Genomic DNA, 25,329 nt, shown 5'->3' with positions numbered 1-25,329 from the left:
GCAGTTTGTCCAATATCGCGTTTGCCGTATGCCTGATTGGAATTGAGACATTTCGACGGGTGTGCGAGCCTAGTTTAAGCCCCAGATCATGCCGGTTTTGCCGCCTGATCGCATACTATGAGCTGAGAGAAGAAACATGAGTGACATCGCAGAGAACGTCAAAAAGATCGTTGTTGAGCACCTTGGCGTTGAAGCCGACAAGGTCACCGAAAATGCCAGCTTCATTGACGATCTGGGCGCAGACAGCCTGGATACCGTCGAGCTGGTTATGGCTTTCGAAGAAGAATTCGAAGTCGAAATCCCTGATGATGCTGCTGAAACCATCCTGACGGTTGGCGATGCAATCAAGTTCATCAAGGAAAACGCCAGCAGCTAAGCTGATGCGGCTTGAGAACTAGACTTTTTGGCGGACGGGTGTGCATCAGCATGCCCGTCCGTATTGCTATCTGACGGGTGATCCTTACATCCGTCCCTCTATACCCATCTAGGAGACATCCATGGTTGAGCTGAGACGCGCAGTGGTTACGGGCATGGGCCTTGTAACGCCCCTTGGGACCGGCGTTGAAACAACATGGTCACGGCTCCTTGATGGCCAGTCCGGTGCCGGACAGATCACCAAGTTTGATGCCTCCGGATATCCCTGCACCATCGCCTGCGAAGTGAAGCGCGGTGATGGCACGGACGGCACGTTCAATCAGGACGAATGGGTTGAGCCTAAGGAAGCCAAACGCATGGATGATTTCATCATCTATTCGCAGGCGGCCGCCAAGCAGGCACTGGATGATGCTGACTGGCATCCAGAAGAGTACGAAGATCAGATCCGGTCCGGCGTGATTATTGGTTCTGGCATCGGTGGGCTTCCCGGTATCGAAGAAGGGGCACTGACCCTTCACAACAAGGGCCTGCGTCGTCTGTCGCCGTTCTTTATTCCCGGCCGCCTAATCAATCTGACATCCGGCTACGCCTCAATTCGCTGGGGCCTCAAAGGCCCGAACCACTCAGTGGTAACGGCCTGTTCCACCGGCGCGCATGCCATTGGTGACGCGGCACGCATGGTCATGTTCGGCGACGCAGATGTCATGGTTGCCGGTGGTGCTGAAGGCGCCATCTCGCCGCTGGGCATCGGCGGCTTCTGCGCATGCCGCGCCCTTTCAACCGGGTTCAATGACACGCCGGAAAAAGGCTCACGTCCCTATGACAAAGACCGCGACGGTTTTGTCATGGGCGAGGGCGCTGGTGTGGTTGTGGTCGAGGAATACGAACACGCCAAAGCACGCGGCGCGAAGATCTACGCCGAGGTTGTTGGCTACGGCATGTCCGGTGACGCCTATCACATTACAGCCCCCGCAGAAGATGGCGACGGCGCTTACCGCTCAATGAAGATGGCTATTGAGCGTGCAGGCATATCGCCTGAAGACATCGACTATGTGAATGCACACGGCACATCCACACCACTGGGTGATGAGATTGAACTGCGGGCAGTAGAGCGCCTGTTTGGTTCTGAGAAGGTGGACGTCTCAATGTCATCCACCAAGTCTGCAGTCGGGCACCTCCTGGGTGCTGCTGGTGCGATTGAGGGCATCTTCTCCATGCTCGCCATTCGCGACAATGTCGTGCCGCCCACCATCAATCTGGACAATCCGTCTGTAGAGACGTCCCTTGATCTTGTGGCTAACACCAAGCGGGAGCGGAATGTGAATATCGCACTGTCCAATTCCTTCGGTTTTGGCGGCACAAATGCTTCACTCGTCTTTAAGGCAGTTGAGGCATAAACAGGGCTGACGCTTCCCACCCGAGCTGGCTCTTGCAGGCCCGATCAAGGTAGAAATCGCCGCCATGACTGAGACGTCTACTCCACCGACCAAACCAGAAAAGCCCAAGCGGCGTTTCCTGCGAGCGATTACTTTCTTCACCATTTCATTTCTGGTGGCGCTCCTCGTCGTGGGCGCACCGATGTGGATCGCGTGGCGCGGCTTCGTCGGCCCAAGTGACATTCCTGCCCGAACTACAGTCCTGATTGAAGAAGGGTCCGGGCTTGCACGCATTGCCAATCAGCTCGAGCGTGAAGGCCTTGTGGCAGATGCGCTGATGTTCCGGGTTGGCGTAGAAGTGCACCGCAAAGCTTCAGCTCTGAAAGCCGGTGAGTACGAAATTCCACGCCACGCCAGCATGCGCGAAATCATGCGCATTCTGGTTGAAGGAAAACCCATCCTTCATTCCATCACTGTCTTCGAGGGCATGACCTCATGGGAAGTCGTAGAGCATCTCAAGCTTCAGCCCGTATTGACCGGGAGCGTTCCCATTGTTCCTGCTGAAGGGTCTCTCCTGCCCGAAACCTATCTGGTAACCCGCGGTACATCGCGTCAGGACGTCGTGGACCGTATGCGTAAGGCCCAGCGAAAGGTCATCAATGACCTGTGGGATGACCGTCAGGAAGATCTGCCGTTCAACACCATTGAAGAAGCCCTGGTGCTCGCCTCGATTGTGGAGAAGGAGACCGGCAAGGGCGATGAGCGTGACAAGGCTGCAAGCGTCTTTATCAATCGCTTGCGAAAGGGCATGCGGCTCCAGTCCGACCCAACCATTATTTATGGAATTACCAACGGCGAGGGGCCTCTTGGCCGCCGCATACGCCGTTCGGAAATAAATGCTGCCACCCCATACAACACCTATCAGATTGATGGACTTCCCCCGACGCCAATTGCTAATCCCGGGGAAGCTGCGATTGCTGCAGTATTGAACCCGGCAGAGACGGATTACCTGTTTTTTGTTGCGGATGGCACAGGCGGCCACGCTTTTGCAAAGACCAATCGCCAGCACGAGCAGAATGTACGTGTGTGGAGACGGATACAGCGTGAGCGCGGACTGCGCTAAGGTGCGTCCATGAAAATACAAAGCATGACGGGATTCGGTCGCGCCGACGGATCTCGCGCTGACTGGCGCTGGCATTGGGAGCTCAAGACCGTCAACGCACGCGGTCTTGATATCCGAATGCGGATGCCCAATGGGCTAGAGGCACTTGAACCAGGTTTAAAAAAAGCGCTTCAGGCCAAGCTCAAGCGCGGCGCAGTTCAGGTCTTCATCAACATTGAACGGGAAAATGCCGGCACCGATGTGCGGGTCAATGCAGCACTCGCCACCAAGCTCATGGCTGATCTCAAAGAATTGGCCACAGGACTGGGGACGGAGCCACCAACACTGGATGCCGTGTTGGGCATTCGTGGTGTCATTGAAGTCGCCGAGCCGGACACAGACGAAGACGAAACAGCTGCCCGGCTTAAGGCCGTGGCCGCGACGTTTGATGATGCGGTGGAGAGCCTCGTATCCGCCAGGACGGATGAAGGCAGCAAACTCCAGACAATCCTTGAGAGCGTGTTAAGTGAAATTGACCAGCTTGTTGCGCAGGCAGATGCACTTGCAGTGACGGCACCTGAGGCCATTCGCAGCAAGCTGGAGGTGCAGGTGGCGGAGCTTCTGGCAGACCGCGCAGACATGCCCGAAGAGCGGATCATTCAGGAAGTTGCCATGCTGGCCGGCAAGGCGGACATCCGCGAAGAACTGGACCGGCTGCGCGCCCACATTGCGCAAGCCAGAACGCTCTTGGCGGAAGGCGTTTCAGTTGGCCGGAAGCTTGATTTTCTGGCGCAGGAATTCAACCGGGAAGCCAACACGCTGTGCTCAAAGTCATCGGACACGGAGCTCACGCGCATAGGTCTTGATCTCAAGGCCGCCATCGAACAGCTACGCGAACAGGTGCAAAACGTTGAGTGAGATTTCAATCAACCGACGCGGATTGATGTTCGTCATGTCGTCGCCATCAGGCGCTGGCAAAACGACACTGTCTCGCGGTCTGCTGGAAACAGACGACGAAATCGTCATGTCAGTTTCTGCCACCACGCGCGCGCCGCGCCCTGGGGAAGTGGATGGCAAGGATTACTACTTTGCGTCGGTGGAAGAATTCGGGCTGATGGTGAACCGCCGCGAATTCCTCGAACACGCCAAAGTTTTTGACAACTACTACGGCACGCCCAAAGCGCCGGTGGAAGAAGCACTGGCGAGTGGTCAGGATGTCCTGTTCGACATTGACTGGCAGGGGACACAACAGCTCAAGCAGAATGCCGGAGCTGATGTGGTGAGCATTTTCATATTGCCGCCCTCCACGCAGGAGCTTGAAAGGCGTCTGCATTCCCGTGCTCAGGACAGCGCCGAAGTCGTGGCCAGTCGCATGTCCAAGGCCGCTGACGAGATGAGCCACTGGGCTGAATATGACTACATCATCGTCAATCAGGACATCGCGCAAAGCAGCGCGCAAATAAGGGCCATTCTGGACGCGGAACGCTTGAAGCGCCCGCGTCAGACTGGCCTTGATGGGTTCGTGAAAGGCCTCCGCGAAGGCCTTTAGCGGTCTCTACGGAACAAGCACCACGCGGCCCAGAACAGATCCCTGACGAAGATCCTCAAGTGACTGTGTTGCTTTATCCATGCCGCGTTGCTCAACGGGGATTGGATCAACCTTCCCCGCGCGTACCAGTTCCATCATGTCGGACGCTTCCTGCGGTGAACCCACAAATGAGCCGCCTATGGTGAGCGCCCGCATTGGGAACATCGGGATCGGCATGGCAAATCCGCCACCAAACAATCCAACCACAACAACCTGACCACCCTTGCGGACAACAGACGATGCAAAGGCGAGCGATGATTCAGAGCCCACAAAATCAATTGCCGCATACGCACCACCATTTGTGTCGGCGATGACCTGCTTGATTGCATCTTCATCTTTGGGGTTATAGACGGCCGCAGCACCGGCACCCTGTGCTGCCTGCAACTTGCCGGGGTCAACATCAGCAGCAAGCGGCGCTGAAGAGAGCAGGGCACGGGCGAACTGAATGCCCATCATGCCAACACCACCACAGCCAACAATGACGACCTTGTCGTCCGGTCCCGGTTCGCCAATCCGCTTGAGGGCGGAGTAGGCCGTAAGACCCGAACACATGTAAGTAGCAGCAAGGCCCGGGGTCACGCCTGTGCGGTCCAGAAGATATTTCTGGTCCGGTACAAGAACATGGGTCGCAAATCCGCCGGCAATGTTGATGCCAAGCTGGCGCGGCTTACCGCAATAGTGCTCGTCACCACGTTCGCATACGGCGCATTCACCACAGCCGATCCAGGGATAGACCACATAGTCATCGCCCGGCTTGATACCTTCGACATCTGGGCCAACCGCTTCCACGACACCTTCAATCTCATGGCCGAGCGTGAATGGCAGCTTGCGACCACCTTTCACGTCCAACTGGTTGCCACCACCCATGTCGAAATGTCCGTCGTGCAGATGAACATCTGAGTGGCATACGCCACAGTGGGAAACTTTCACCAGAACTTCGCGGCCTTTGGGCTCGGGGGTATCTGATGTGGTTTCTTCCAGGGCTTCGCCATAGGCGACAATGGATTGGCTCTTCATCGAGGTGCTTCCTTGTATCGGTGTGGGTATTGGAGCAGGGGCGGTGGGCGGATTAGCCGATTGCCTGCTCAAACAGTTTTTCGTAGTCGCTGGCTTCCAGCGGGCGCGGATTGGTGAAGGTGCTGACATCCGTCACAGCATTCTCAACAATGCCCGGCGTGTCCATGGATACACCCATCTCACCAAGATTTTTGGGAATGCCGATGCGTGCATTCAGGGCTTCGATTTCATCAGCCAGGTCAGCATTGGCAGCCAGACCCATCGCTTCGCGAATGCGGTCATATTTGTCGCCAACAAAATCAGCGTTGTAGCGCAGGACTGCCGGAAGGATGACGGCATTCAGAGTGCCGTGGTGCAGTTTCAGTTCCTTGATGCGACCGCATGCATGGCTCATGGAATGAACAGCACCAAGACCCTTGATAAAGGCCATGGCGCCTTCGCTCGCAGCCATCATCATGTTGTAGCGCGCGTCTTTGTCCTGCCCGTCAGCAACAGCCTTTTCCAGATATCCCATCTTGAACGCCCGGCGCAGGCCATCAAGACCAACGGCTTCTGCTGGGGGATTATCCATCGGTGAAATCACGGCCTCAATGCAGTGCGTGATAGCATCCATGCCGGTCGCTGCCGTAAGGCGGGCAGGCAGGCCCATCGTCAGATCGGGATCACACAGTGCAACCTTTGGGATCAGGTGCTGGCTGGCAAAAATTAGCTTGCGGCCATCTTTGGTGATGATCACCGAACCCACAGAAACTTCCGAGCCAGTGCCGGCAGTAGTTGGCATTGCGATGTGCGGTGCTGTCTCGCCAATGAGCCCGCCGCCGCCCTCAATCGCTGCGAACTGGGTTAGATCACCCTCATGCGTAGCCAGAAGAACAAGCCCCTTTGCCAGATCCATCGACGATCCGCCGCCAAGACTAATCACCCCATCGCACCCTGCGTCTTTGTATTGAGCAAGGGCTTCAAGGGTCGCCTCTTCGGTTGGATTTTCAGGTGTGCCGTCAAAAATTTCGGGCGAAAATTCATTGCCCATTGCCTCGCGCACCTTGTCGAGGATGCCGGCGGCGACAATGCCTTTGTCGGTCACAATCATCGGGCGCTTGATGCCGAGCTGCTTCATGGTGTCAGCCACCATTGAACGCGAGCCGAAATCAATGTGTGTCGTATTGAGGTAATTGAGCGTTGCCATGTGTTGGATCCATCCTCTGTGGGTGCATGTGGTGATGCACGTGCCGACATATTGTCAGTCATTTGTTGGCCGGTACTTTGCCACCGGCTGCGCCTGCCCACAACATGGCATGGACGCAAAATGCTGCCTTATTGATCCGCGTCATTTCTAGCGGAGTTCCGCTGCTAGAGTAGGCGTGCAAGATCCAGAAAATTGTCCACCGTGAGGCGTTCGGCCCGCTCAGTTGGCTTGATGCCCACCTGCTCGCATATTGCCTCCGGGTCTTGAAAAACCTGTTTCAAAGATGCCCGCAGCATTTTCCGGCGTTGCCCGAATGCTGCCGCAGTCACTTTCTCCACAGCGTGCAGGGGCGGGTCGTCCGGCCCCATTGCCTTTGGGGTCATATGCACGATGCTGGACATCACCTTCGGTGGCGGGGTGAAAGCACGGGGGTCCACGTCAAAGGCGATATAGGCATCTGTTCGCCATTGCGAAATGACCGACAATCGTCCGTAGGCTTTGCTGCCGGGCGCGGCTACAACCCGCTCAGCGACTTCTTTCTGAAACATGAGCGTCATCGACACGAGCCAGGACGGCCAAGGGTCCAGGCTGAGCCATTTCAACAATAAAGCTGTCGAAATGTTGTAGGGCAGGTTGGCCACGATCCGGGCTGGGCCGGTTATGTGATCAGCCTCATCAACCGCCATTGCATCCGCTTCAACAAGTGAGAAGCGCCCGGCATAGGTCCGCCCCACTTCAGCAAGAGCTGCTGATGCGCGCTCGTCCCGTTCAACAGCAACCACACGCTTGGCGCCTTCCATCAGCAATGCGCGTGTAAGCCCACCGGGGCCAGGCCCCACTTCAATTGTGTCGTGCTCGCCAAGGTCGCCCGCAACGCGAGCGATGCGGCGGGTGAGGTTGAGATCAAGAAGAAAGTGCTGTCCCAACGACTTGCGCGCATCGAGACCATGTTCTGCGATTACATCGCGCAGGGGCGGCAAACCATCATCGCTCATTGTATCTGAAGCCTTCTGTTGGCCGCGCACAACGCCGCCAGCTTGAGGGCTTCAATGAAACTTTCCGGGTTTGCGCTACCTGATCCTGCAATATCAAGTGCCGTGCCATGGTCAGGCGATGTTCGAACAAGCGGCAAGCCAAGCGTCATGTTGACCCCACGATCGAAATCAAGCGTCTTGAGCGGAATGAGGGCTTGATCGTGATACATGCACAAGAACGCGTCAGCATTCTCTCGAGCCCGGGCATGGAAAAGCGTGTCTGCCGGGTAGGGGCCTGACACGCGAATGCCTTCGGACTTCAATGCTTCAATAGCCGGCGCAATGATGGTGTCTTCCTCGGCGCCAATGGTGCCGCCCTCACCGGCATGCGGGTTGAGCCCCGCCACAGCCAGGCGTGGCGAGCGGATCTGAAAGTCGTTACGCAGGCTTTGGGCAGTCACGCGCCCCGCGTGGATGATGGCCTGTGTCGTCAGTTGCTGTGCAACTTCAGCCAGCGGGATGTGGATGGTCACGGGCACCACGCGCATCTGTGGCGACACCAACATCATGACAGGCGCACCCTCAGCGCCGGTCAGTGCCGCAAGATACTCCGTGTGGCCCGGATATCTGAAGCCAGCCTCATAGAGGCTTTGCTTTTGAATGGGATTGGTGACCACTGCACTGGCCTGGCCCTCAAACACCCATTGAGTGGCTACTTCAATCGAGCTGATAACGGTTTCGCCATGCGCCACGTTGGTAGTTCCCGGCACTGCCGGTGGGGTCAGCGGTTCATCAAGTTCCGCCACCGGCAATGCAGCCGAAAACGCACTCACGGCTTCAGAGCCACTGCCAACCAAGGTCAGAGGGACAATAAGACCAAGTTGTTTGGCAATTTTCTCAAGTCTGGCCGGGTCATCAATGGCCACGAAGGGGGGCAAACCGGATGCATCCCGATCAGCCCAAGCCTTGAGAACTATCTCCCCACCAATACCAGCCGGTTCACCCATGGTGACAGCCAACGGCAGGGAAACAGGGTCAATTGTCTTGCTCACCGCATTTCGACAACAGCATTGCGTCGCAGATCACGTAGATAGCGGCGAGACATCATGGCCAGTTCCTGATTGAACAGCTGGTTTTCGATATCATTCCTGCTGGGCAATTGACGTTCGACCATATTGCGATTGCACAGCACAACAAGTTCGATGCCATCCGGGGTTCGTTGAGGCGCGCCCCACTTGTTCACCTCAAGTTCCATGAGTGCGGGGCGAGCAGGTGCAGGAAATGCGCGCATTGCCCGATCTTCGATCCGGCTGAAGCGCGAGTTTGGATCGAGCTTTTTGGCGAACGACTCCAGTTCACCACATGCCATCGGGGTTTTGAGAGCCTCACCAATTGCATTGCCTGTGCGTTCCAGCTTTGCGCGGGGCATGCCCTCGGTGAAGGGTATGTTGATGGCTTCAATGGTGATGGTGGCATCCATGGGATCCATTTGGTCTCCGCTCAGCCGACGATCCCGCAATTGGAGAATGTGATAGCCCGCAACAGTCCGGATTGGATCCGATGTCTCTCCGATTTTCAAAACACGCAACGATGAATTCAGCGCGCTTGAGAGCTGTCCGTCGATGATCCACCCGGCATCGCCGCCATTGGCAGCTGTCGGTGCTTGGCTGAACTGCCCCGCAATAGCGCGGATATCACCGCCCTGCCTCAACTGATCAACCAATTGCGCAGCTGCCGCTCGAGCGCGCGTTTCGTCTTCCGGTGTTTCCACAGATACCAGAACCTCCGACACGAGGTAGGATGCCAGCTCAGACTGATTGATGATCCGCTCAAGTACCGTGTCGATTTCCGTATCAGTTACGGTGACTCGTGGTCCAAAACGGCTTTCCACCAGTTCGTTCCACGCAAGTTCAGCAAAGACCTGATTGCGCAGTGTGTCCACATTCACATTGACGGATTGCAGAAACTCCTGGATCTGCTCCAGGGACATGTTGCTCCGCCCGCCCAGACGCTCGATGGACTGGTCAATATCAGCATCATCAACATCAATGTTTTTATCCAGAGCTTCTTGAATTTGCAGACGCTCGTCGACGAGAGCTCGCAAAATCTGAGGTCGAATTCGCTCTACATTTTCCGGCGTGCGAGGGACACCAGCCGTTGCGAACACGAGCCCAAGTCGCTGCTCCAGATCATAACCGGAGATGACGCTATCATTCACAATAGCTGCAATTTTTTGCACCATCTGGGCCGATGATGGGCCAGAGAGCAGGGCGGCCAGGCCCACAGATGCAATAGCAAGAGTCAGTCCGCGAAACGCGTTGGCGCGTGCAGAAAGCGCGCCTTGGCGCAGATTTTTGAGCAGTTTTGTGTGCATGTGAACCGATATCATGTCTGCTTGGCAGGCATTTCAGCCTGTGAACGAAGAATGCCGGGGATGAAAGCTTAAAAGCTTCATGCTTCCAACGGTTTAAATGTTCCCCACGCCCATGCGGAGCATAGCGAAAGATGCGCTTCAATCAAGCGCCCCCATCCGTGAAGTTGCAGCTAGTTTGTCTGCGCGCTGGATACCGTTGTTGAGGCGCCAAATTCGCCAAGACTCACGAGTTGGATACGGAACGTGACAGAGTTGGTCGGTTCGATATCGCGGTCACGAATAAAGCTCTGATTGAAGTTCAAAGAGAACAGGAAACACTCGTCCTGATATGTGAGGCCAACGCCATCAGACACCATTTCAGCGCGTCGCAGGTCACGGCGAGCATGACCATTCATCCACCAGTTTTCCGCGAAGTTGAATGAGAAGCTGCCCGTAACTTCTTCGCCCTCACGATTGTTGACCGTATCTAGGTCCGCATCGAGGAAAACGTAGTTGGCGGAAATGCCGACACCACGGTCTTCGAAAAGATTGAAACTGGAAGTCAAAGAGACTTCGTTGCGAAGAAGTTTCCCGTCCTTTGGGTCAGCTCGGAACCGGCTGACAACGTCGAGATAGGGGCCCGGGTTGATCTGGACCCTGCCCACCACATCAGAATCGCTGTCTTGAAGTCCGCTGCCTGCAGGGAATGTTGCGCTTTCTTCCAGTCGGTAAGACTGGCCAAGCAGGATGTTTGCCTGGCCACCATTGTCACCAAGCAATGAGTACTGCAGTCCGTAGTTGACCCGTGCGCCATCTTCGAAACGATCAAGACCCGGATAGCGATTGCGATCAAACAGGTGCGTCGTATCAAAGTCGACGCTCAGGCTGTCATCGTTGGGAATGTCACGCGGATTGGAGTTGCTGGGCGAGTAAATGGCTTGAACGATTGGCTCAATGATTTGTGACGATTTTTCACCAGTGCTGATCCAGGGCCAGCGATACTCAACGCCCAATGTCGGCATAACTCGCGTTTGCACCGAAGATTTGTTCTGACCAACACCATTGATCACATCTTCGTCGACCACATAAACATCACCCCGCACGTCGGCGAACGCGCCGAACTGCTCACCTGACTTGGCTGTGCGGGAAATGTCCCAGCCAATATCCCCGGAGAACCTCTGGAAGCTTGTGCCTTCAGTCCGTTGCAGGTTGAGGGCATTGAATCTGCCCTTGACCTGGCCGCCCGCTACAAGCGGTTCAAGGTAGTACTCCGCGTCAACCAGCGGCGTAACAAATGGGATGCTGGCTTGGTCATCGTTGGCCTGAAGGCCTTGGAAGTAGAAGGCTTCCGCGCGCGCAAAGTTTCGGTCGTCGATCGTCCGAACATATGCAGTCGAAATCAGATCATTCTCGTTGAAGATGTCATATCGGCGCAGATAGGTCTCATCTGATGTCAGTTTTAGGTCAAAGCCGGCTTGGGTTTTTTCAGTGATATCAAACTGACCATCTGCGAACACATGCCCGCGAAATGGCTCAATATCAGTGCCTCGAACGGTCTCTTCATCCGGCCAGGTCGCACTTGCATCAATCTTGTATTGGCCAAACCCGATATGATGGCGGAACTCACCGGCATAGACATCGCCAACCTGGGTTTGCCAGCGCGGACGGAACGTAAAGTCCATGTTCGGCGCAATATTCCAGAAGAACGGTGTGCGGACCGTCGTTCCAAATTCCGGCGAGACCGCAATTGTCGGTGTGAGCAGGCCTGTCTGCCGTTTCACTGTCGGGTCAGGGTGGCTGAAATAAGGGGTGTACATGATCGGCACACCAAAGAACTCAATGAAGGCGTCTTCATATTCGACGCGCTTCTTTTCTTTGTCGTGTACGACGTTGAAGGATCGAATTTGCCACAGCGGGGAAGAGTTTGGATCTTCTTCACACACGTCGCAGACAGTGTAGACGGCCTTCTTGAGCTCAGTTCGGTTGCCAGCGCTTCTCGTGCCTGAATTTGCCGCGATGCGCGCATTCTCTTCAAGCAAGAGGCGAACGGTTTCACCGACTGCGTCAGCGAAGTCATCCGACAGCACCATTGAATCTGCAAACAGAACCTGACCATCTGGCTGAAGAAGGCTTACGTTCCCATTGGCCGTTACCGTTTTTGTGCCGCGGTCATAGACAATTGAATCTGCCAACAGCACGCGAGAATCCGATGTAACTTCCACGTTGCCACTGGCAGTAACAACATCGACCTCGCGATCATGCACCATCTCATCGGCTTCGATGAGGACCGTATCTTCGGGTTGCTCGAATGTCTGAGTGGTTCGGTACGGATCCAGTTCAGCATTTTCGGGGCCGCCCACAAGAGTCTTGTCGGGCGTGCGGTCAGCTACGGTTTCGCTGGGATCAATAAGGACAATTCTATCAGCGGGGCGGGCTGACTGCGCGTTGGCCTCCTGTGGCGCGGCCGTCAAGGCTGCCAGTAGCGCGCAGGTGCAGGCAGCCAGCATCCCCAGACGCTGGGTCGTTGTGTCTTTTCCCCGACGTTGAAGAGAAATGACCCCTTCTTCCCCCATACGCCCCTAACCGTCCTCTTGATGAAAAATCAGTGCTCCGCCGAGCATTGCACTGATAAAAGCTGGTGACCATGCGGCCAGAACAACAGGCATAACCCCTCGTGCGCCCAGCGCAAGGGTCACATCGGTGAAAAAGTACAAAAAGAAGCCGCTTATGATGCCGGCAACAATCAACTGGCCAATGCCGCCCAGCCGGGTCAGCCTCAGGCTGAAGCAGGCGGCAATAAGTACCATGGCCGCCATAAGGAACGGCCGCGACGCAAGTTGATGCCAGTGAAGCTCGTATCTCAGCGCGGAAAACCCTGCTTCCTGGGCAGTCTCAATGAACTCCGGCAGTTCCCAAAACGACAAGGTGTCCGGTGAAGCGAAGCTCTCCTGGACGCGTTCAAGCGTCAGGCTTGTGGGAAGCGAGTAGGTCTCGTGCAGCGTGCGCCGTTCGCCCGGCGTTGCAACCTGAGCATTGCCAATTTTCCACTGCCCGTCACCAAGTTCTGCATTGTCAGCATCAATACGGGCGATGAACTCGTCATCATTGTTGTAGAGGAAGATAATGACGTCCCGCAGTTCGACACCCTGATTGGTCACGCCAAGAGCATGGATAACGGATTGTCCATTCTCATCAGCCTGGCGCAGCCAAAGGCCCGAGTCAGATACTGCGAGCAGGCTGGTCCGTCCACGGACATATTTTGATTCAAGTGCTTCGAACCGCGACACCATGGCAGCCGCCAACGGGTTGTAAACCGCAACAGCGCCGGTGCCGATAATCAAGGCAAGCGCTACTGCAGGCGCAAGGAACTGCCAGGCGGAGACACCGGATGCACGCGCCACCACAAACTCGTTGGTGCGGGACAATTGCAGGAATGCCCACATGGACCCGAAGAGTACAGCAAACGGCATCATTTTCTCAGAGATGCTTGGCAGTCGCAGCAGTCCCATGGAAAGAACCGTCGTGAACGGAACTTCGCGCGAGCCGGTGCGGCGCAGCAGCTCGACAAAATCGATTACGAAAGCAAGCGCCATACAGATGATGAATGACGCCGCGATAGCCATCAGCGCACGGCGGCCAAAATAAAGATACATGGTCCACGGCATCTTCATGAGCGTGATGCCTCCGCGGATTCGATCGTCTGTGATCCGCGTCGCAGCGCAGCCAGACTTGCCATCGGCTTCCAGCCACCAATCATGGCGCACGCGCCGGCAAATGCGGCAATGGGGATGAGGTACTGAATGCCGATGAGCATTGGATATCGGGTTGCCCAGCCAACCGATGCCAGGTCGAGCAAACGTACTGCTAGTCCGAGCGCGACGGTAAGCACAATTCGCCGTCCATAGCCCCGCCGATTGAACTCGTTAGGCAACAGACCTGCCATGGCAAAAGCTGCAAACACCAGCGCATAGAGTGGCGACGTGATGCGCGCGTGACCTTCGGCAATCAATTCGTTTTCGTACTGATTGTCATAGGCTTGCGTCGTATCCGGCCACAGCAATTCCGGCAGATACCGCTCATAGGCCTTGAAATACCGTTCTTCAGCAGGATTTTCGAACTGGCTCAGGTCAAACGCATATTTGTCGAAATAGAGGAAGTCCGTCTTTTTCTTTGCATCGCGACGCTGAATGTTGCCGTTCAGCATGATCAGGCGTGGACCTTCGCGCGTATCAATCAATTGTCCGCGGTCGGCGATGTAGCTGACGGGTTTGTCTTTGTCGCGGTTGTCGTGGACCAGAAGCCCCTCGATTTCGCCACCTGGAAGACGGTTCTCAACAAACACGGTAAGGCCGGCAGCAGGCGTAGTGAATTCACCGGCCTGAAGAAGCGAGGAAGCAAACTCGGTGCGCATCTCCAGCAGAACAGACCGCATGTCGCGCATGGCCATCGGCAGCAGCAACATGTTGACCAGATAGGCCAGCAGCATGACCGTTAGTGCACAGCCAAAGATGGGGCGTGCCACCTGCCATCGGCTCATGCCCGCCGCATACATGACAACCAGTTCGCTGTCTGAGCGCAGCCGGTAAAGGCAATAGACAACCGCAAAGAAGAGACCGATTGGCAGGACGATAACCAGAATGGATGGGACCACCAGCACGGAGAGGTAAAGGAACACGCCGATGTTTTGACCTTGCTCGATCACGTCATTGAGCAACTCAAGTGACTGCGTCAGCCAGACGACGCCGGTCAGGATGAGCATGAAGACCAAAAAGGGCCCTGTCACGAGACGGGCCACATAGGCATCGATCTTGAAAACTCGGGATTGGGTGTCGCTTGCCATCTGGGCTTGGTCTGTCCGGTCCTGCAGGGTGCCCGTAAGCATCTCAGCAAACGGGCAGTGTCGTGTTTCATATTAGGCGACCGGATGCTGTTTTTGGTTAACAGCCGGACGCCAAATCACGTAATCAATCCCCGCAGCCCTTTGGAAATACAGCACTTTGTGGGTTTGGCGAACCCCTTAATGGCGTGCTAATCGCCCAAAAGCGCGACTTTTCCGCGCCTTTGGATCACGATTTCGGTAAAGTTAACAAATCAGGGGCCTGCAAGGGTCCCCACCAGCCTCGTTCCAGACCAAAAACCGGCCCTGCATCCCGGGCCATGAAGGACAATCCCGATGAATGTGACGATCTCCAGCAGCACCCTGCCCAAGACAGGAGCTCTTGTTCTGATTGCTGTAGAAGGCAACAAGCTATTGCCGACCGCTCAAGCCGTAGACGAGGCAATGGATGGCGGCCTTGCACGGGCCATCAAGGCCGCGGAATTCAAAGGCAAAGCAGGTCAGGTGTTGGACATTGCCGCGCCGCAGGGCCTCAGTGTCAATCGTCTGTTCGTCGTGGGCCTTGGCGCTGCCAAGTCACTTAAACCCGCAGGTCTGGAGACTGCGGCGGGGCGTATGGTTGGACGGCTTAACAGCGCGCGCATCAAACAAGGGTCATTCGCTGGCGATGAAATTGAAGGCAGTGAGATTGCGGATGGCGACGTCGCTGCTCATCTCGCCCTTGGCGCGCAGCTTGCTGCATACCGCTTTGATGGATATCGCACCAAGCAGAAGCCCGACCAAAAACCAAGCCTGACCAAGATTGGCGTGATGACGAAGGCGCAGGCGCGAGCTAAAAAGGCATGGGCTGCGCTGTCTGCGGTCGGGCAGGGCGTCTATCTCGCCCGCGACCTGGTCAACGAACCGCCAAATGTTCTGTATCCGGAGAGTTTTGCCAAGAAGTGCAAAGCGCTAACATCAAAGGGCCTCAAGGTTGAGGTTCTTGGTGAAAAGCAGATGGAAAAACTGGGCATGGGGTCGCTGCTGGGTGTGGGGCAGGGCTCTGTGCGCGAAAGTCAGCTGGTCGTCATGCGGTGGGATGGCGGTGCGGCCAAATCCAAGCCAGTTGCTTTCGTCGGCAAGGGCGTGACGTTCGACACAGGCGGCATTTCCCTCAAACCCGGCGCCGGTATGGAAGATATGAAGGGCGACATGGGCGGCGCGGCAGCTGTCACAGGCACAATGCTGGCGCTCGCAGCACGCAAGGCCAAGGTCAACGCGGTGGGTGTCATCGGTCTGGTCGAAAACATGCCGGACGCTGGCGCTCAGCGTCCCGGTGACATCGTCACCTCAATGTCCGGGCAGACCATCGAAATCCAGAATACGGACGCCGAAGGACGTCTCGTCCTTGCGGATGCGCTTTGGTACACGCAGGACCGGTTCAAGCCACGCTTCATGATTGATCTGGCAACACTAACGGGTGCCATCCTTGTGGCTCTTGGTGAAGAACATGCCGGACTTTTCTCAGACAATGACAAGCTGGCGGATCAGATCCTTGATGCGGGCAAAGCATCAGGCGAGACGCTTTGGCGGCTACCCATGGGGCCAGGCTACGACAAGCTCATCAAATCCAAATTTGCTGACATGCGAAACATTGGCGGCCGGTTTGCGGGATCAATCACAGCGGCCCAGTTCCTAGGTCACTACACCAATGGTGTGCCGTGGGCGCATCTGGATATCGCAGGCACAGCGTGGCAGTCCGGCAGCAAGCCGACGTCCCCATCCTGGGGAACCGGCTGGGGTGTGCGACTGCTTGATCGTCTGGTGTCGGACAATTTTGAGAAATAGTCCGGCCCATGTCTGAACTGCTCTTCTACCACCTCGAGCGATCCACTCTGGAAGCTGTATTGCCACAGCTCCTGGAGAAGACGCTTGAGCGTGGGTGGAAGGCCGTCGTGCGTGCCAGTTCAGCGGAACGTGTCAGCTCGCTGGATGCCCATCTATGGACCTATCGTGACGATGCATTTCTGCCGCATGGGTCGCAGGGCGAGGGGCATGAGGAAGCGCAGAAAGTACTGCTCACAACCGGAAACGAAAATCCGGCCGGAGCCAATGTGCTGTTTGCAGTTGATGGTGCTGGTATCGATGGCGTGGATACCTATCAACGCTGCGTCTTGATGTTTGACGGCGGCGACCCGGAGGCCGTCGCAGCGGCCCGTGTCCATTGGAAAGCGGTGAAGGACGCCGGGCATGACGCTACCTACTGGCAGCAAAGCGAAGCCGGCCGGTGGGAAAAGAAAGCCTAAGCGTCGGCGTTCTCAAGCTTGGCCAACGCCGCTTCGTACTTCTGCGTCAGCTTCATCCAATTGTCTTCAGCTTTTTCCAACCTGGTGCCAAGTTCGCCGCGTGCCCGTGAAATGAGATCTGCCTTTTTTGGGTCGCGTTCGAACAGGCTGCCATCTGCGAGGACGGCATCCATCTTGGCGATTTTCTCTTCCAGTTCGATGATCTTGAATTCAGCGTCATCAGCGCTCTTTTTCAAGGGAGCAATGCCCGCCCGCTGCTGGGCAGTGGCCTTGCGCACATCCTTAGCGCGCGGGGCTTCGGGAGCACGCGCCGCCGCATCATCTGAAAGCGATGAGGTCTTGTTCGAGCCCGGCCGCCCGCGCTGACTGAGCAGCAGGCGCCGATAGTCATCCATGTCGCCATCAAAGGATTGTACTTTCCCGTCATGAACCAGCCACAAGCGGTCCGCACAGGAGTCGATCAGATGCTGGTCATGACTGATAAGAATGACCGCACCTGAGTATTCGTTGATGGCGTTGACCAACTGGTCGCGGCCTTCCATGTCCAGATGGTTTGTGGGTTCGTCGAGCACCAGCATGTGCGGTTTATCGAAAGTCGCGATTGCAAGCAGGAGCCGTGCTTTCTCGCCGCCAGACAGGTCTGCAACTTTTACGTCGGCCCGCTGGCCTGAAAAACCGATGGCGCCGACGCGGGCGCGGACCTGCGCATCCGTGACCTCGCCAAACTTCTCCATGCGCTGACGCATGTTCTGATAAGGCGTAAGGCCGTCCGCCAGTTCGTCCACCTGGTGCTGGGCAAAGTACCCAATGCGTAGACGCGGTGAGCGCCGCAGGGTGCCGCTTGCCTGTTTCAGTCGGGCAGTTACCAGCTTGGCGAATGTCGACTTGCCATTGCCGTTGGCACCCAACAGGGCGATGCGGTCGTCCTGGTCAATGCGCAGCGTCATGTTGCTGAGCACCGGCGGGTTGTCGCCATAGCCAACAGCCGCATTTTCCATGGTGATAATGGGCGGCGGCAGCAGGTCTTCAGGACCCTGCAAGCTGATGCGTGCCGAGTGTTCGTCTGCAAGGATGGTCGGCAGGTCCAGTTTTGACAGAGCCTTGAGGCGACTTTGCGCCTGTCGTGCCTTTGAAGCCTTGGCGCGGAACCGCTCAACAAACGCCGTCATATGCTTGCGCTTGTCGTCGAGCTTCTTGCGGAGAGCAAGATCATGCGCCGCCTGCTCGGACTTAAGCCTCTGAAAGCGCTCAAAGTTGCCCGGATAGTAAGACAGCCGACGGTGCTCCAGATGCAGAATGCCACTGGCAACCTGGTCCAGCAGGTCGCGGTCATGGCTCACGATCAGGAGGGTCCGGGGATACTTCCGCAGGTAGTCCACAAGCCAGATGGTGCCCTCAAGGTCCAAATAGTTGGTGGGTTCATCAAGCAGCAGCAGGTCCGGCGTGGTGAAAAGCAACGCCGCAAGCGCCACGCGCATGCGCCAGCCACCTGAAAAGTCGCGTGTCGGCCGGGCCTGGTCCACCTCATTGAAGCCAAGTCCCGCCAGAATCGATGCCGCACGAGCAGGAGCGCTATGGGCATCAATGTCGGCTAATCGCGTGTGGACTTCGGCAATGCGATTGGGATCGGTGACTGTTTCCGCCTCAGCCAGCAGGTCCAACCGTTCCGTATCGGCTTCCAGAACAGTTTCCAGAAGGCTCTTGTCGGTCGCTGGCGCTTCTTGTTCGACGCCGCCGATGCGCCAGTTCTTGGGAACTGAAATTGAGCCGGCATCCGGCGGAAGATCACCATTTATGAGGCCAAAAAGCGTGGATTTTCCCGCGCCGTTACGGCCAACAACGCCCACATGCTTGCCTTCCGGCACGCCTGCGGTGGTGTTTTCCATCAATACCCGATCGCCAATGCGGTAGGTCAGTTCGTTGATTTGCAGCATGGCGACGACATTTGCCCCGGCGGGGCCCTTGCAGTGTGACTTTTGGGTGCTTGCAGGAGTGCAACAGCGGCGGCTATAACCCGCCCGAATTTGCGGCTCTTAAGGCGGCAATCCCCGAGATCATATTTCCCAGAAAGACGGTACTTCTAAGCGTCCCCCAGCAGATGTCCACCGCCCGTTTTGCATTGATGCAATGCGGTGGCCGGGATCTTTGCCAGTGACAGCAGGAATGCTACCGCGACATGCCAACCTGAAAGGCACATTCTCATGGCTCTTGAGCGCACTTTTTCTATCGTTAAGCCCGATGCAACCAAGCGTAACATCACCGGCAAGGTCATCGACCGGCTGGAAACCGCAGGCCTGCGCGTCATCGCGTCCAAGCGCCTGCAGCTGACCAAGGAAAAAGCAGAAGGCTTCTACTCCGTCCACAGCGAGCGCCCATTCTTCAACGATCTTGTGGCATTCATGACATCAGGTCCTGTTGTTGTTCAGGTGCTTGAAGGTGAAAACGCCATCGCAAAGAACCGTGAAGTCATGGGTGCAACCAACCCAGCTGAAGCAGCACCAGGCACAATCCGCGCGGATTTTGCTGAAAGCATTGAAGCTAATTCCGTACACGGTTCAGATGCACCGGAAACAGCTGCTGAAGAAATCAAGTACTTCTTCTCAGACGACGAAATTGTTGGCTAATTGCTGACTCGCAAAGGCCTTACGGCTGCGGCGAAAAGAGGGGCGGGCACTCAGTGTCCGCCCTTTTTGCATCCAGGCTGCGCACCACCTTGCCATCAATAAGCTTCACGCTGCCTGAAGCAATCAATTTGACCGCAGCGGGATACAGCACATGCTCGGCTGAAAGGATGCGTGCCGAGAGCGCTTCTGCCGTGTCATCTGTCAGGACTGGCACAGCCGCTTGAGCAATGATGGGGCCACTGTCGAGCGCAGGAATGATGTAGTGGACCGTGCATCCTGAAATCGTAGCACCGGCATCAATGGCTTGTTGCTGGACGCGAATGCCCTTGAAAGAAGGCAGCAAAGACGGATGGATGTTGACCATGCGACCTTCCCACCGTGCGGCAAACTCGTCGGTCAGAATACGCATGAAGCCCGCATGGCATACGAGATCCACGTCAGCCTCATTCAAGGCAGCTTCCAGTGCGGCATCAAAGTCAGCACGGGTGGCGTAGCTCTTGTGATCAATCGACTGGGTAGCGATACCCGCATCTGCGGCCGTCTGCAGACCGGACGCATCCGGTCGATTAGAGATGACCTTAACGATCTCAGCCGGGTAGTCCGGGGCGGAGGCGGCTTCTATCAGCCGTTCCATATTGCTTCCGCGGCCGGAAATCAGGATAGCGATCTTCATGCGGACGTGATCACCCCGATCTGGCGGGTCGGAACGCCCAGCTCATTCAGACTGGCCGTGACAGCTTCGGCATCATCTCCAGGAGACGCGACAGCAATCATGCCGATGCCGCAGTTGAAGGTTCGCCGCATTTCAGCGTCCGCCATACCACCCAGTTTTTGAAGCCAGTCAAAGACCGGCGGCATGTCCCAGGCTGTGTAGCCAATGTCCGCAGCAAGGTTCTCAGGCAGCACCCGAGGAATGTTTTCGCTGAAACCGCCACCGGTAATATGCGCCAGTGCCTTGATATGCCCTGCCTTGATGCTGGGCAGCAGCTGGGTGACGTACAACCGGGTCGGCGTAAGCAGTGCTTCCCCAAGCGTCGCGGCATCGGTCTCGAAAGGCGCTGGAGCCTCGAGCTTGGCACCGGCGTCAGCGATGAGCCGACGTACGAGCGAGAAGCCATTGGAATGAAGGCCGCTGGAGCTCATGCCCAAGATGATATCTCCGGGCGCCATGTCGTTGCGGGGCAAGAGCGAGCCACGTTCAGCGGCACCAACCGAAAACCCGGCCAGATCAAAGTCGTCGCCTTGATACATGCCAGGCATCTCAGCGGTTTCGCCGCCGATAAGGGCACAGCCTGAAAGGCGGCAACCTTCAGCTATGCCCGACACAACTTTGGCGGCGGACTCAACGTCCAGATGTCCGGTTGCAAAATAGTCGAGAAAGAAAAGTGGCTCGGCGCCCTGAACGATCAAATCATTGACACACATCGCCACAAGGTCGATGCCGACTGTGTCCAGAATGCCGGTATCAATCGCAAGACGTAGCTTGGTGCCGACGCCGTCATTCGCTGCCACCAGAATTGGATCTGTGAAGCCCGCGGCTTTCAGATCAAAAAGGCCACCAAACCCGCCCAGATCGCTATCCGCGCCCGGACGCCGGGTCGCCTTGGCCATTGGGGCAATCAGCCGCACCAGTGCATTGCCTGCATCGATATCCACGCCAGCATCGGCATAGGTAATGCCATTGCGTTTCGCGCCCTGCGCTGGATCCGCCATCTCGTCCTCGTGCGATAAAAGTCAGTTTTTGGCCGCATTCCGCTGGCTGTATGCCCTGAGTCTTGCTCCCAGGCCAGCGAGCGCCTAAACGAGCCCAAAGCCCTCAAGAATGCAAGCCCGGCCGGAATGATGAATGTGGGCCATTTGATGGGCAGAAATGATATAGTTGCTGCGCCCTTATGGGGTGAAAAGAGTTCAAGATGCGGTCCTGTAAGGTAGGAGAGATGAGTTTGGCACAAGCTGCGACGCGCGCGTTGGATGAGGCGGTACGCCCATTTGGCCTCTCGCAATTGGTATTTGCAGCGGTCCTCATCGGGCTGGCAGGCATGTTTTCTAGTGCCGCATGGGCGCAGGCATCTTCTGACATCTATACGGTGACCGGCGTTTCGGTTGACGCGACAGGCGCTGACGCGGGCCAGGCACGTGAGAAAGCATTGACGCAAGGGCGTATCAAAGCCGCTGATGAAGTGCTGCGCAGGTTTACGCTTTACTCCGATTGGCCACGCCTTCCCGAGCTAACTGCAGCAGATGGCGAATTGCTCGTGACGGGCATTGGCATTGCCAATGAGAGAGCCTCCGGCACGCGATATCTTGGTGATGTGACCGCGCGGTTGAACCCGCAGCAGGTGCGCCGCTTCCTGCGCCAATCCGGTGTCCGGTTTACGGAGAACCAGGCAGCGCCAAGCCTGCTTCTTCCTGTATTGGACACGCCCGGCGTTCGCGTTCTGTTTGATGAACCCAATCCATGGCGTGCCGCCTGGGAATCCATCGGGCTGTCCAACTCTCTCGTTCCCATCCGCCTGGCTCTTGGTGACTTGCAGGACTTTTCTGCCATTGATGCTGGTGGAGCCATCGGGGCGGACTGGGCAGCGCTTGAACAAATTGCAGGCCGGTATGGTGTTGAGCAGGTGCTTGTGGCTCATGCACGCGGTGGAGACGGCAACCAGCTTGAGGTCACTCTTTATCGGGTCACACCGCGCGGTGTGGATGAGACACGCCGGAACTTTCAGGGTGATACTATTGAAGCTGCGTCACTTGCCGGTGCCGAAGGCATACGCAACTCACTCATTGCAAGTTGGAAAACGCAAAATGCGGTTGCTTTTGGCCTTGAGCAAACGGTGGCCGTATCGGTTGAATTTGCGTCGCTCGCTGAATGGGCTGCAATTCGCCAGCGTCTGAATTCGGCATCCATCGTTCAGAGTGTCAACGTTGTAGCGATTTCACCTCGGGGCGCGCAGGTCAATTTGCGGGTATCGGGCCCAATGCCAGCCCTGGGCTCCAACCTTGCCCAACGTCAGTTACGCCTTCTGGACGAAGGGGGTGTCTGGACACTGGCATTTTCATCAGCCGCAGCGGCCCCGGCTCCTATCTTGAACGACTCTTTTGAGGCCACCGAACCATCGCCAGTTGCCAACCCAACCAGAACCGCACCCGGCAGTGCATCACCCGCACCCTCCCGTGGTTTGCCGGATGATGAGGCCATTGCCGACCGCTTGACCCGCCAGAACGCAAGTTCCCCAAACCGGTGAGCTTTATCCCAAATTTGATAACGCTGGGACGACTAATTCTAGTCCCCGTGATTATCTACCTGATTGGCAATCAGGCGTTTGAAGCAGCCTTCTGGGTTTTTGTGGCGGCCGGCATCTCTGATGGTGTGGACGGCTTCATTGCCAAGCGTTTTGGCTACACCACCGCCCTTGGAGCCTATCTGGACCCAGTGGCTGACAAAGCACTGCTGGTGTCAATCTTTGTCTCATTGGGTCTGCAGGACCTCATTCCCAACTGGCTCGTCATTCTTGTGGTCAGTCGTGATGTCCTGATCGTCGGGGCAGTTTTGATCTCCTGGCTCATTGGATTTGTGGTCACAATGCGACCGTTGATGGTGAGTAAAATCAACACAACGGCCCAAATTGCATACGCGGCCGCTGTGCTGGCTGTCCTGGGGTTCCAGTTTGAATCAACCTTCGGCGCCACGCTCGTCCTGGCTGCATACTTCACAGGACTGACGACAGTTGTTTCAGGTGCAAGCTACCTTGTTGACTGGGTGCGCGATGTCAGCGCGTGGGAGACCGACACAACAACCGAACCTCAGGACCAAAAGGAAACACCCAAGTGACCATCGGTAGGCAGGCGCTCATCTGGGCGGTCGTGGCAATTGTATTTGGGCTGGTGCTGCACCTGTTGAGCAGCATCATGTTGCCGTTCGTGGCCGGCATGGCCATTGCCTATTTTCTGGACCCCGCTGCAGACCGTCTTGAGGACTTGGGCCTTAGCCGTATGGCGGCTACCAGCGTGATTTCAGTTGTCGGCCTGCTGATTTTCATTCTGGTTTTGGTGCTCGTACTGCCTGTGCTGCAGGACCAGATCATCAAGTTCATTGAGCGCGCTCCCGGCTATGTCGACCAACTGCGCCAGCTCTTTGACAGAATCATGGATGGCCGCATTGCAGAATTCATTGCAGGCTTTGATACGGATGCGCGCGCGGCCTTCACCGACATCGCCAAATCTGCGTTCGGCTGGGCAGGGCAGGTGTTCCAGCGCGCGATTAGCGGTGGCCTGGCATTCGTAAGCTTCATGTCATTGGTCTTTGTGACGCCCGTGGTCGCGTTTTATCTGTTGCTTGACTGGGACCGGATGGTTGAGCAGATGGACAGCTGGCTACCCCGCGACCATGCAACCACTGTGCGCCGCCTGATTGGCGAGATGGATGGAATGCTCTCGGGCTTTGTGCGTGGGCAGGTGACTGTGTGTTTTGTGCTGGGCACATTCTACGCAACAGCGCTTTCCATCATTGGATTGGATTTCGGACTGGTGGTCGGGCTCATTGCCGGTCTGGTCAGCTTCATTCCGTTTGTCGGGGCACTGGTGGGTATGTTCCTTTCAGTTGGCTTGGCTCTCATTCAGTTCTGGCCTGACCCCCTGATGATAGGAGCCGTCGCGGCGGTGTTCTTCGTGGGACAGGCTATTGAAGGAAACATCCTCACCCCTTGGCTTGTGGGCTCCCGCGTCAAGTTGCACCCGGTTTGGGTAATTTTCGCACTCTTTGCATTCGGAACGCTCTTTGGTTTCGTCGGTGTACTTCTCGCCTTGCCGCTGGCAGCTCTCATCGGAGTCCTGACGCGATTTGGCATTGGCGAGTACCTCAAGAGCGATCTCTACAAGGGCAATCATCGTGAGTAAGGCGGGGTCCACAGCAACTGGACCTCAGATACCTCTGCCGCTTGATCACCGACCTGCGCAGGGCCGCGATGATTTTTTGGTGTCGCAGAGCAATGCCGTTGCGGTTGCGTGGGTCGACAAATGGCCTGATTGGCCTCAGCCCATCGTGGTGCTCAGCGGTCCAGAGGGAAGCGGCAAGACGCATCTCGCGGATGTATGGAGAGCCGGGGCGAATGCTGCGTCCTGCAATGCCATGGACCTGACACGAGAAAATGTTCCTGAGCTTCTGACAGGCGGTGGACTTGTTGTCGAAGATATAGAGCTATTGCGTGACCCTGCGGCACTCTTTCACTTGCTGAATTTCGCGCGTGAGAAGGGGGCAAGCCTGATGCTCACCTGCACAACGGCTCCGGGCACACTACATTTTCCCTTGGCAGACCTGATGTCTCGGCTGAAGGCAGCCCCTCATGTGCAACTGCTTGAGCCCGACGACATGTTGCTCATTCAGCTGATCGCCAAACTCTTTGCGGAGCGTGGCGTACATGCGAGCCCGGACATGCTGGAATACATTGCGCACAGGATCGACCGGTCAGCTCACGCAGCCCGCTCAATCGTTGAGAAAATCGATTTTCATGCTCTGAGCCATGGCAGGCGCCTCAACATGAAGGTCATTCGAGACGTGTTGAAGGCCTCCGCCGACAAAGCGTAGTTTGGGCTCTAGCCCCCAAAACTGATACTGT

At 56.6% G+C, this 25,329-nt stretch carries 23 protein-coding genes; 12 read left to right on the top strand and 11 right to left on the bottom strand.

Annotated features, from left to right (window positions below):
• The first annotated feature begins 136 nt into the window (after nucleotides 1–136).
• The 5 genes from ABXH05_RS13725 (at nucleotide 137) to gmk (ending at nucleotide 4,402) form a co-directional block, all read left to right on the top strand.
• Nucleotides 137–376, top strand: coding sequence for an acyl carrier protein (locus ABXH05_RS13725; RefSeq protein ID WP_043948813.1), 240 nt, complete (start codon nucleotides 137–139; stop codon nucleotides 374–376).
• A 130-nt stretch (nucleotides 377–506) separates the two neighbouring features.
• The gene (fabF, locus tag ABXH05_RS13720) at nucleotides 507–1,772 is read left to right on the top strand and encodes a beta-ketoacyl-ACP synthase II (protein ID WP_348141106.1); all 1,266 of its coding nucleotides are present in this window, start codon (nucleotides 507–509) and stop codon (nucleotides 1,770–1,772) included.
• 64 nt (nucleotides 1,773–1,836) lie between these two features.
• Nucleotides 1,837–2,874, top strand: a complete 1,038-nt coding sequence (gene mltG / locus ABXH05_RS13715; protein ID WP_353561490.1) for an endolytic transglycosylase MltG — start codon at nucleotides 1,837–1,839, stop codon at nucleotides 2,872–2,874.
• 24 nt (nucleotides 2,875–2,898) lie between these two features.
• Nucleotides 2,899–3,771 carry a YicC/YloC family endoribonuclease gene (locus ABXH05_RS13710; protein ID WP_353561488.1) on the top strand — a complete coding sequence of 291 codons (873 nt, stop codon included), beginning with the start codon at nucleotides 2,899–2,901 and terminating at the stop codon, nucleotides 3,769–3,771.
• 25 nt (nucleotides 3,772–3,796) lie between these two features.
• Complete coding sequence (gene gmk / locus ABXH05_RS13705; protein ID WP_348141108.1) at nucleotides 3,797–4,402, top strand: guanylate kinase; 606 nt, start codon at nucleotides 3,797–3,799, stop codon at nucleotides 4,400–4,402.
• Nucleotides 4,403–4,408: 6 nt separating this feature from the next.
• Here gmk and ABXH05_RS13700 read toward each other — a convergent pair whose 3' ends face one another.
• The 8 genes from ABXH05_RS13700 to lptF form a co-directional block, all read right to left on the bottom strand.
• Nucleotides 4,409–5,458, bottom strand: a complete 1,050-nt coding sequence (locus ABXH05_RS13700; protein WP_348139863.1) for an alcohol dehydrogenase — start codon at nucleotides 5,456–5,458, stop codon at nucleotides 4,409–4,411.
• A gap of 52 nt (nucleotides 5,459–5,510) precedes the next feature.
• A complete protein-coding gene (locus ABXH05_RS13695) occupies nucleotides 5,511–6,644 on the bottom strand; it encodes an iron-containing alcohol dehydrogenase (protein ID WP_353561486.1) in 1,134 nt (377 codons plus the stop codon).
• Nucleotides 6,645–6,808: 164 nt separating this feature from the next.
• Nucleotides 6,809–7,639 carry a 16S rRNA (adenine(1518)-N(6)/adenine(1519)-N(6))-dimethyltransferase RsmA gene (gene rsmA / locus ABXH05_RS13690; protein WP_353561484.1) on the bottom strand — a complete coding sequence of 277 codons (831 nt, stop codon included), beginning with the start codon at nucleotides 7,637–7,639 and terminating at the stop codon, nucleotides 6,809–6,811.
• Nucleotides 7,636–8,670, bottom strand: coding sequence for a 4-hydroxythreonine-4-phosphate dehydrogenase PdxA (gene pdxA / locus ABXH05_RS13685; protein ID WP_353561482.1), 1,035 nt, complete (start codon nucleotides 8,668–8,670; stop codon nucleotides 7,636–7,638). The genes rsmA and pdxA overlap by 4 nt, the downstream gene beginning before the upstream one ends.
• Nucleotides 8,667–9,992 carry a peptidylprolyl isomerase gene (locus tag ABXH05_RS13680; RefSeq protein ID WP_353561481.1) on the bottom strand — a complete coding sequence of 442 codons (1,326 nt, stop codon included), beginning with the start codon at nucleotides 9,990–9,992 and terminating at the stop codon, nucleotides 8,667–8,669. The genes pdxA and ABXH05_RS13680 overlap by 4 nt, the downstream gene beginning before the upstream one ends.
• Nucleotides 9,993–10,162: 170 nt before the next feature.
• Nucleotides 10,163–12,544, bottom strand: coding sequence for an LPS-assembly protein LptD (locus tag ABXH05_RS13675; protein WP_353561479.1), 2,382 nt, complete (start codon nucleotides 12,542–12,544; stop codon nucleotides 10,163–10,165).
• Nucleotides 12,545–12,550: 6 nt separating this feature from the next.
• On the bottom strand, nucleotides 12,551–13,642 hold the full coding sequence (gene lptG, locus ABXH05_RS13670) for an LPS export ABC transporter permease LptG (RefSeq protein ID WP_353561477.1): 1,092 nt from the start codon (nucleotides 13,640–13,642) through the stop codon (nucleotides 12,551–12,553).
• On the bottom strand, nucleotides 13,639–14,811 hold the full coding sequence (gene lptF / locus ABXH05_RS13665) for an LPS export ABC transporter permease LptF (RefSeq protein WP_353561476.1): 1,173 nt from the start codon (nucleotides 14,809–14,811) through the stop codon (nucleotides 13,639–13,641). The genes lptG and lptF overlap by 4 nt, the downstream gene beginning before the upstream one ends.
• 333 nt (nucleotides 14,812–15,144) lie before the next feature.
• On the opposite strand from lptF, the gene ABXH05_RS13660 reads away from it, so the two are divergent.
• Both ABXH05_RS13660 and ABXH05_RS13655 read left to right on the top strand, forming a co-directional pair.
• Entirely contained in the window at nucleotides 15,145–16,635 is a 1,491-nt protein-coding gene (locus ABXH05_RS13660; RefSeq protein WP_353561475.1) for a leucyl aminopeptidase, read from the top strand.
• An 8-nt stretch (nucleotides 16,636–16,643) separates the two neighbouring features.
• Entirely contained in the window at nucleotides 16,644–17,093 is a 450-nt protein-coding gene (locus ABXH05_RS13655) for a DNA polymerase III subunit chi (RefSeq protein WP_353561474.1), read from the top strand.
• Here ABXH05_RS13655 and ABXH05_RS13650 read toward each other — a convergent pair.
• Nucleotides 17,090–19,027, bottom strand: a complete 1,938-nt coding sequence (locus ABXH05_RS13650) for an ABC-F family ATP-binding cassette domain-containing protein (RefSeq protein ID WP_353561473.1) — start codon at nucleotides 19,025–19,027, stop codon at nucleotides 17,090–17,092. The genes ABXH05_RS13655 and ABXH05_RS13650 overlap by 4 nt on opposite strands.
• A gap of 267 nt (nucleotides 19,028–19,294) precedes the next feature.
• On the opposite strand from ABXH05_RS13650, the gene ndk reads away from it, so the two are divergent.
• Nucleotides 19,295–19,717, top strand: coding sequence for a nucleoside-diphosphate kinase (gene ndk / locus ABXH05_RS13645; protein ID WP_353561472.1), 423 nt, complete (start codon nucleotides 19,295–19,297; stop codon nucleotides 19,715–19,717).
• Between the two features lie 19 nt (nucleotides 19,718–19,736).
• On the opposite strand, the gene purN is transcribed toward ndk, so the two are convergent.
• Nucleotides 19,737–20,390: a phosphoribosylglycinamide formyltransferase gene (gene purN / locus ABXH05_RS13640; protein ID WP_353561471.1), complete on the bottom strand. Its 654-nt coding sequence runs from the start codon at nucleotides 20,388–20,390 to the stop codon at nucleotides 19,737–19,739.
• On the bottom strand, nucleotides 20,387–21,430 hold the full coding sequence (purM, locus tag ABXH05_RS13635; RefSeq protein ID WP_353561470.1) for a phosphoribosylformylglycinamidine cyclo-ligase: 1,044 nt from the start codon (nucleotides 21,428–21,430) through the stop codon (nucleotides 20,387–20,389). The genes purN and purM overlap by 4 nt, the downstream gene beginning before the upstream one ends.
• A 224-nt stretch (nucleotides 21,431–21,654) precedes the next feature.
• Between purM and ABXH05_RS13630 the strand changes: the two genes are divergently transcribed.
• The 4 genes from ABXH05_RS13630 to ABXH05_RS13615 are packed head-to-tail and all read left to right on the top strand — an operon-like array spanning nucleotide 21,655 to nucleotide 25,298.
• Nucleotides 21,655–22,959, top strand: a complete 1,305-nt coding sequence (locus ABXH05_RS13630; RefSeq protein ID WP_353561469.1) for a DUF2066 domain-containing protein — start codon at nucleotides 21,655–21,657, stop codon at nucleotides 22,957–22,959.
• The gene (locus ABXH05_RS13625; protein ID WP_353561468.1) at nucleotides 22,956–23,546 is read left to right on the top strand and encodes a CDP-alcohol phosphatidyltransferase family protein; all 591 of its coding nucleotides are present in this window, start codon (nucleotides 22,956–22,958) and stop codon (nucleotides 23,544–23,546) included. The genes ABXH05_RS13630 and ABXH05_RS13625 overlap by 4 nt, the downstream gene beginning before the upstream one ends.
• Nucleotides 23,543–24,610 (top strand): AI-2E family transporter, encoded by a 1,068-nt coding sequence (locus ABXH05_RS13620; protein ID WP_353561467.1) that lies wholly within the window; start codon nucleotides 23,543–23,545, stop codon nucleotides 24,608–24,610. The genes ABXH05_RS13625 and ABXH05_RS13620 overlap by 4 nt, the downstream gene beginning before the upstream one ends.
• Nucleotides 24,603–25,298, top strand: a complete 696-nt coding sequence (locus ABXH05_RS13615) for a P-loop NTPase family protein (RefSeq protein ID WP_353561466.1) — start codon at nucleotides 24,603–24,605, stop codon at nucleotides 25,296–25,298. The genes ABXH05_RS13620 and ABXH05_RS13615 overlap by 8 nt, the downstream gene beginning before the upstream one ends.
• Nucleotides 25,299–25,329 lie beyond the last annotated feature (31 nt).

Origin of the sequence: Pyruvatibacter sp. HU-CL02332, from assembly GCF_040362765.1 — a bacterium.
In the GTDB taxonomy this organism is placed as follows: domain Bacteria; phylum Pseudomonadota; class Alphaproteobacteria; order CGMCC-115125; family CGMCC-115125; genus Pyruvatibacter.
The sequence above is the reverse complement of the archived record's forward strand: the minus strand, read 5'-3'. Positions and strand labels throughout refer to the sequence as shown.

Excerpts from the sequence above, each read along its gene's own strand:
- ABXH05_RS13725 (WP_043948813.1), top strand. The coding sequence starts at position 137 with ATGAGTGACATCGCAGAGAACGTCAAAAAGATCGTTGTTGAGCACCTT.
- mltG (WP_353561490.1), top strand. The coding sequence starts at position 1,837 with ATGACTGAGACGTCTACTCCACCGACCAAACCAGAAAAGCCCAAGCGG.
- ABXH05_RS13710 (WP_353561488.1), top strand. The coding sequence starts at position 2,899 with ATGACGGGATTCGGTCGCGCCGACGGATCTCGCGCTGACTGGCGCTGG.
- gmk (WP_348141108.1), top strand. The coding sequence starts at position 3,797 with ATGTTCGTCATGTCGTCGCCATCAGGCGCTGGCAAAACGACACTGTCT.
- ABXH05_RS13700 (WP_348139863.1), bottom strand. The coding sequence starts at position 5,458 with ATGAAGAGCCAATCCATTGTCGCCTATGGCGAAGCCCTGGAAGAAACC.
- ABXH05_RS13695 (WP_353561486.1), bottom strand. The coding sequence starts at position 6,644 with ATGGCAACGCTCAATTACCTCAATACGACACACATTGATTTCGGCTCG.
- rsmA (WP_353561484.1), bottom strand. The coding sequence starts at position 7,639 with ATGAGCGATGATGGTTTGCCGCCCCTGCGCGATGTAATCGCAGAACAT.
- ABXH05_RS13680 (WP_353561481.1), bottom strand. The coding sequence starts at position 9,992 with ATGCACACAAAACTGCTCAAAAATCTGCGCCAAGGCGCGCTTTCTGCA.
- ABXH05_RS13675 (WP_353561479.1), bottom strand. The coding sequence starts at position 12,544 with ATGGGGGAAGAAGGGGTCATTTCTCTTCAACGTCGGGGAAAAGACACA.
- lptG (WP_353561477.1), bottom strand. The coding sequence starts at position 13,642 with ATGAAGATGCCGTGGACCATGTATCTTTATTTTGGCCGCCGTGCGCTG.
- lptF (WP_353561476.1), bottom strand. The coding sequence starts at position 14,811 with ATGGCAAGCGACACCCAATCCCGAGTTTTCAAGATCGATGCCTATGTG.
- ABXH05_RS13660 (WP_353561475.1), top strand. The coding sequence starts at position 15,145 with ATGAATGTGACGATCTCCAGCAGCACCCTGCCCAAGACAGGAGCTCTT.
- ABXH05_RS13655 (WP_353561474.1), top strand. The coding sequence starts at position 16,644 with ATGTCTGAACTGCTCTTCTACCACCTCGAGCGATCCACTCTGGAAGCT.
- ABXH05_RS13650 (WP_353561473.1), bottom strand. The coding sequence starts at position 19,027 with ATGCTGCAAATCAACGAACTGACCTACCGCATTGGCGATCGGGTATTG.
- ndk (WP_353561472.1), top strand. The coding sequence starts at position 19,295 with ATGGCTCTTGAGCGCACTTTTTCTATCGTTAAGCCCGATGCAACCAAG.
- purN (WP_353561471.1), bottom strand. The coding sequence starts at position 20,390 with ATGAAGATCGCTATCCTGATTTCCGGCCGCGGAAGCAATATGGAACGG.
- purM (WP_353561470.1), bottom strand. The coding sequence starts at position 21,430 with ATGGCGGATCCAGCGCAGGGCGCGAAACGCAATGGCATTACCTATGCC.
- ABXH05_RS13630 (WP_353561469.1), top strand. The coding sequence starts at position 21,655 with ATGAGTTTGGCACAAGCTGCGACGCGCGCGTTGGATGAGGCGGTACGC.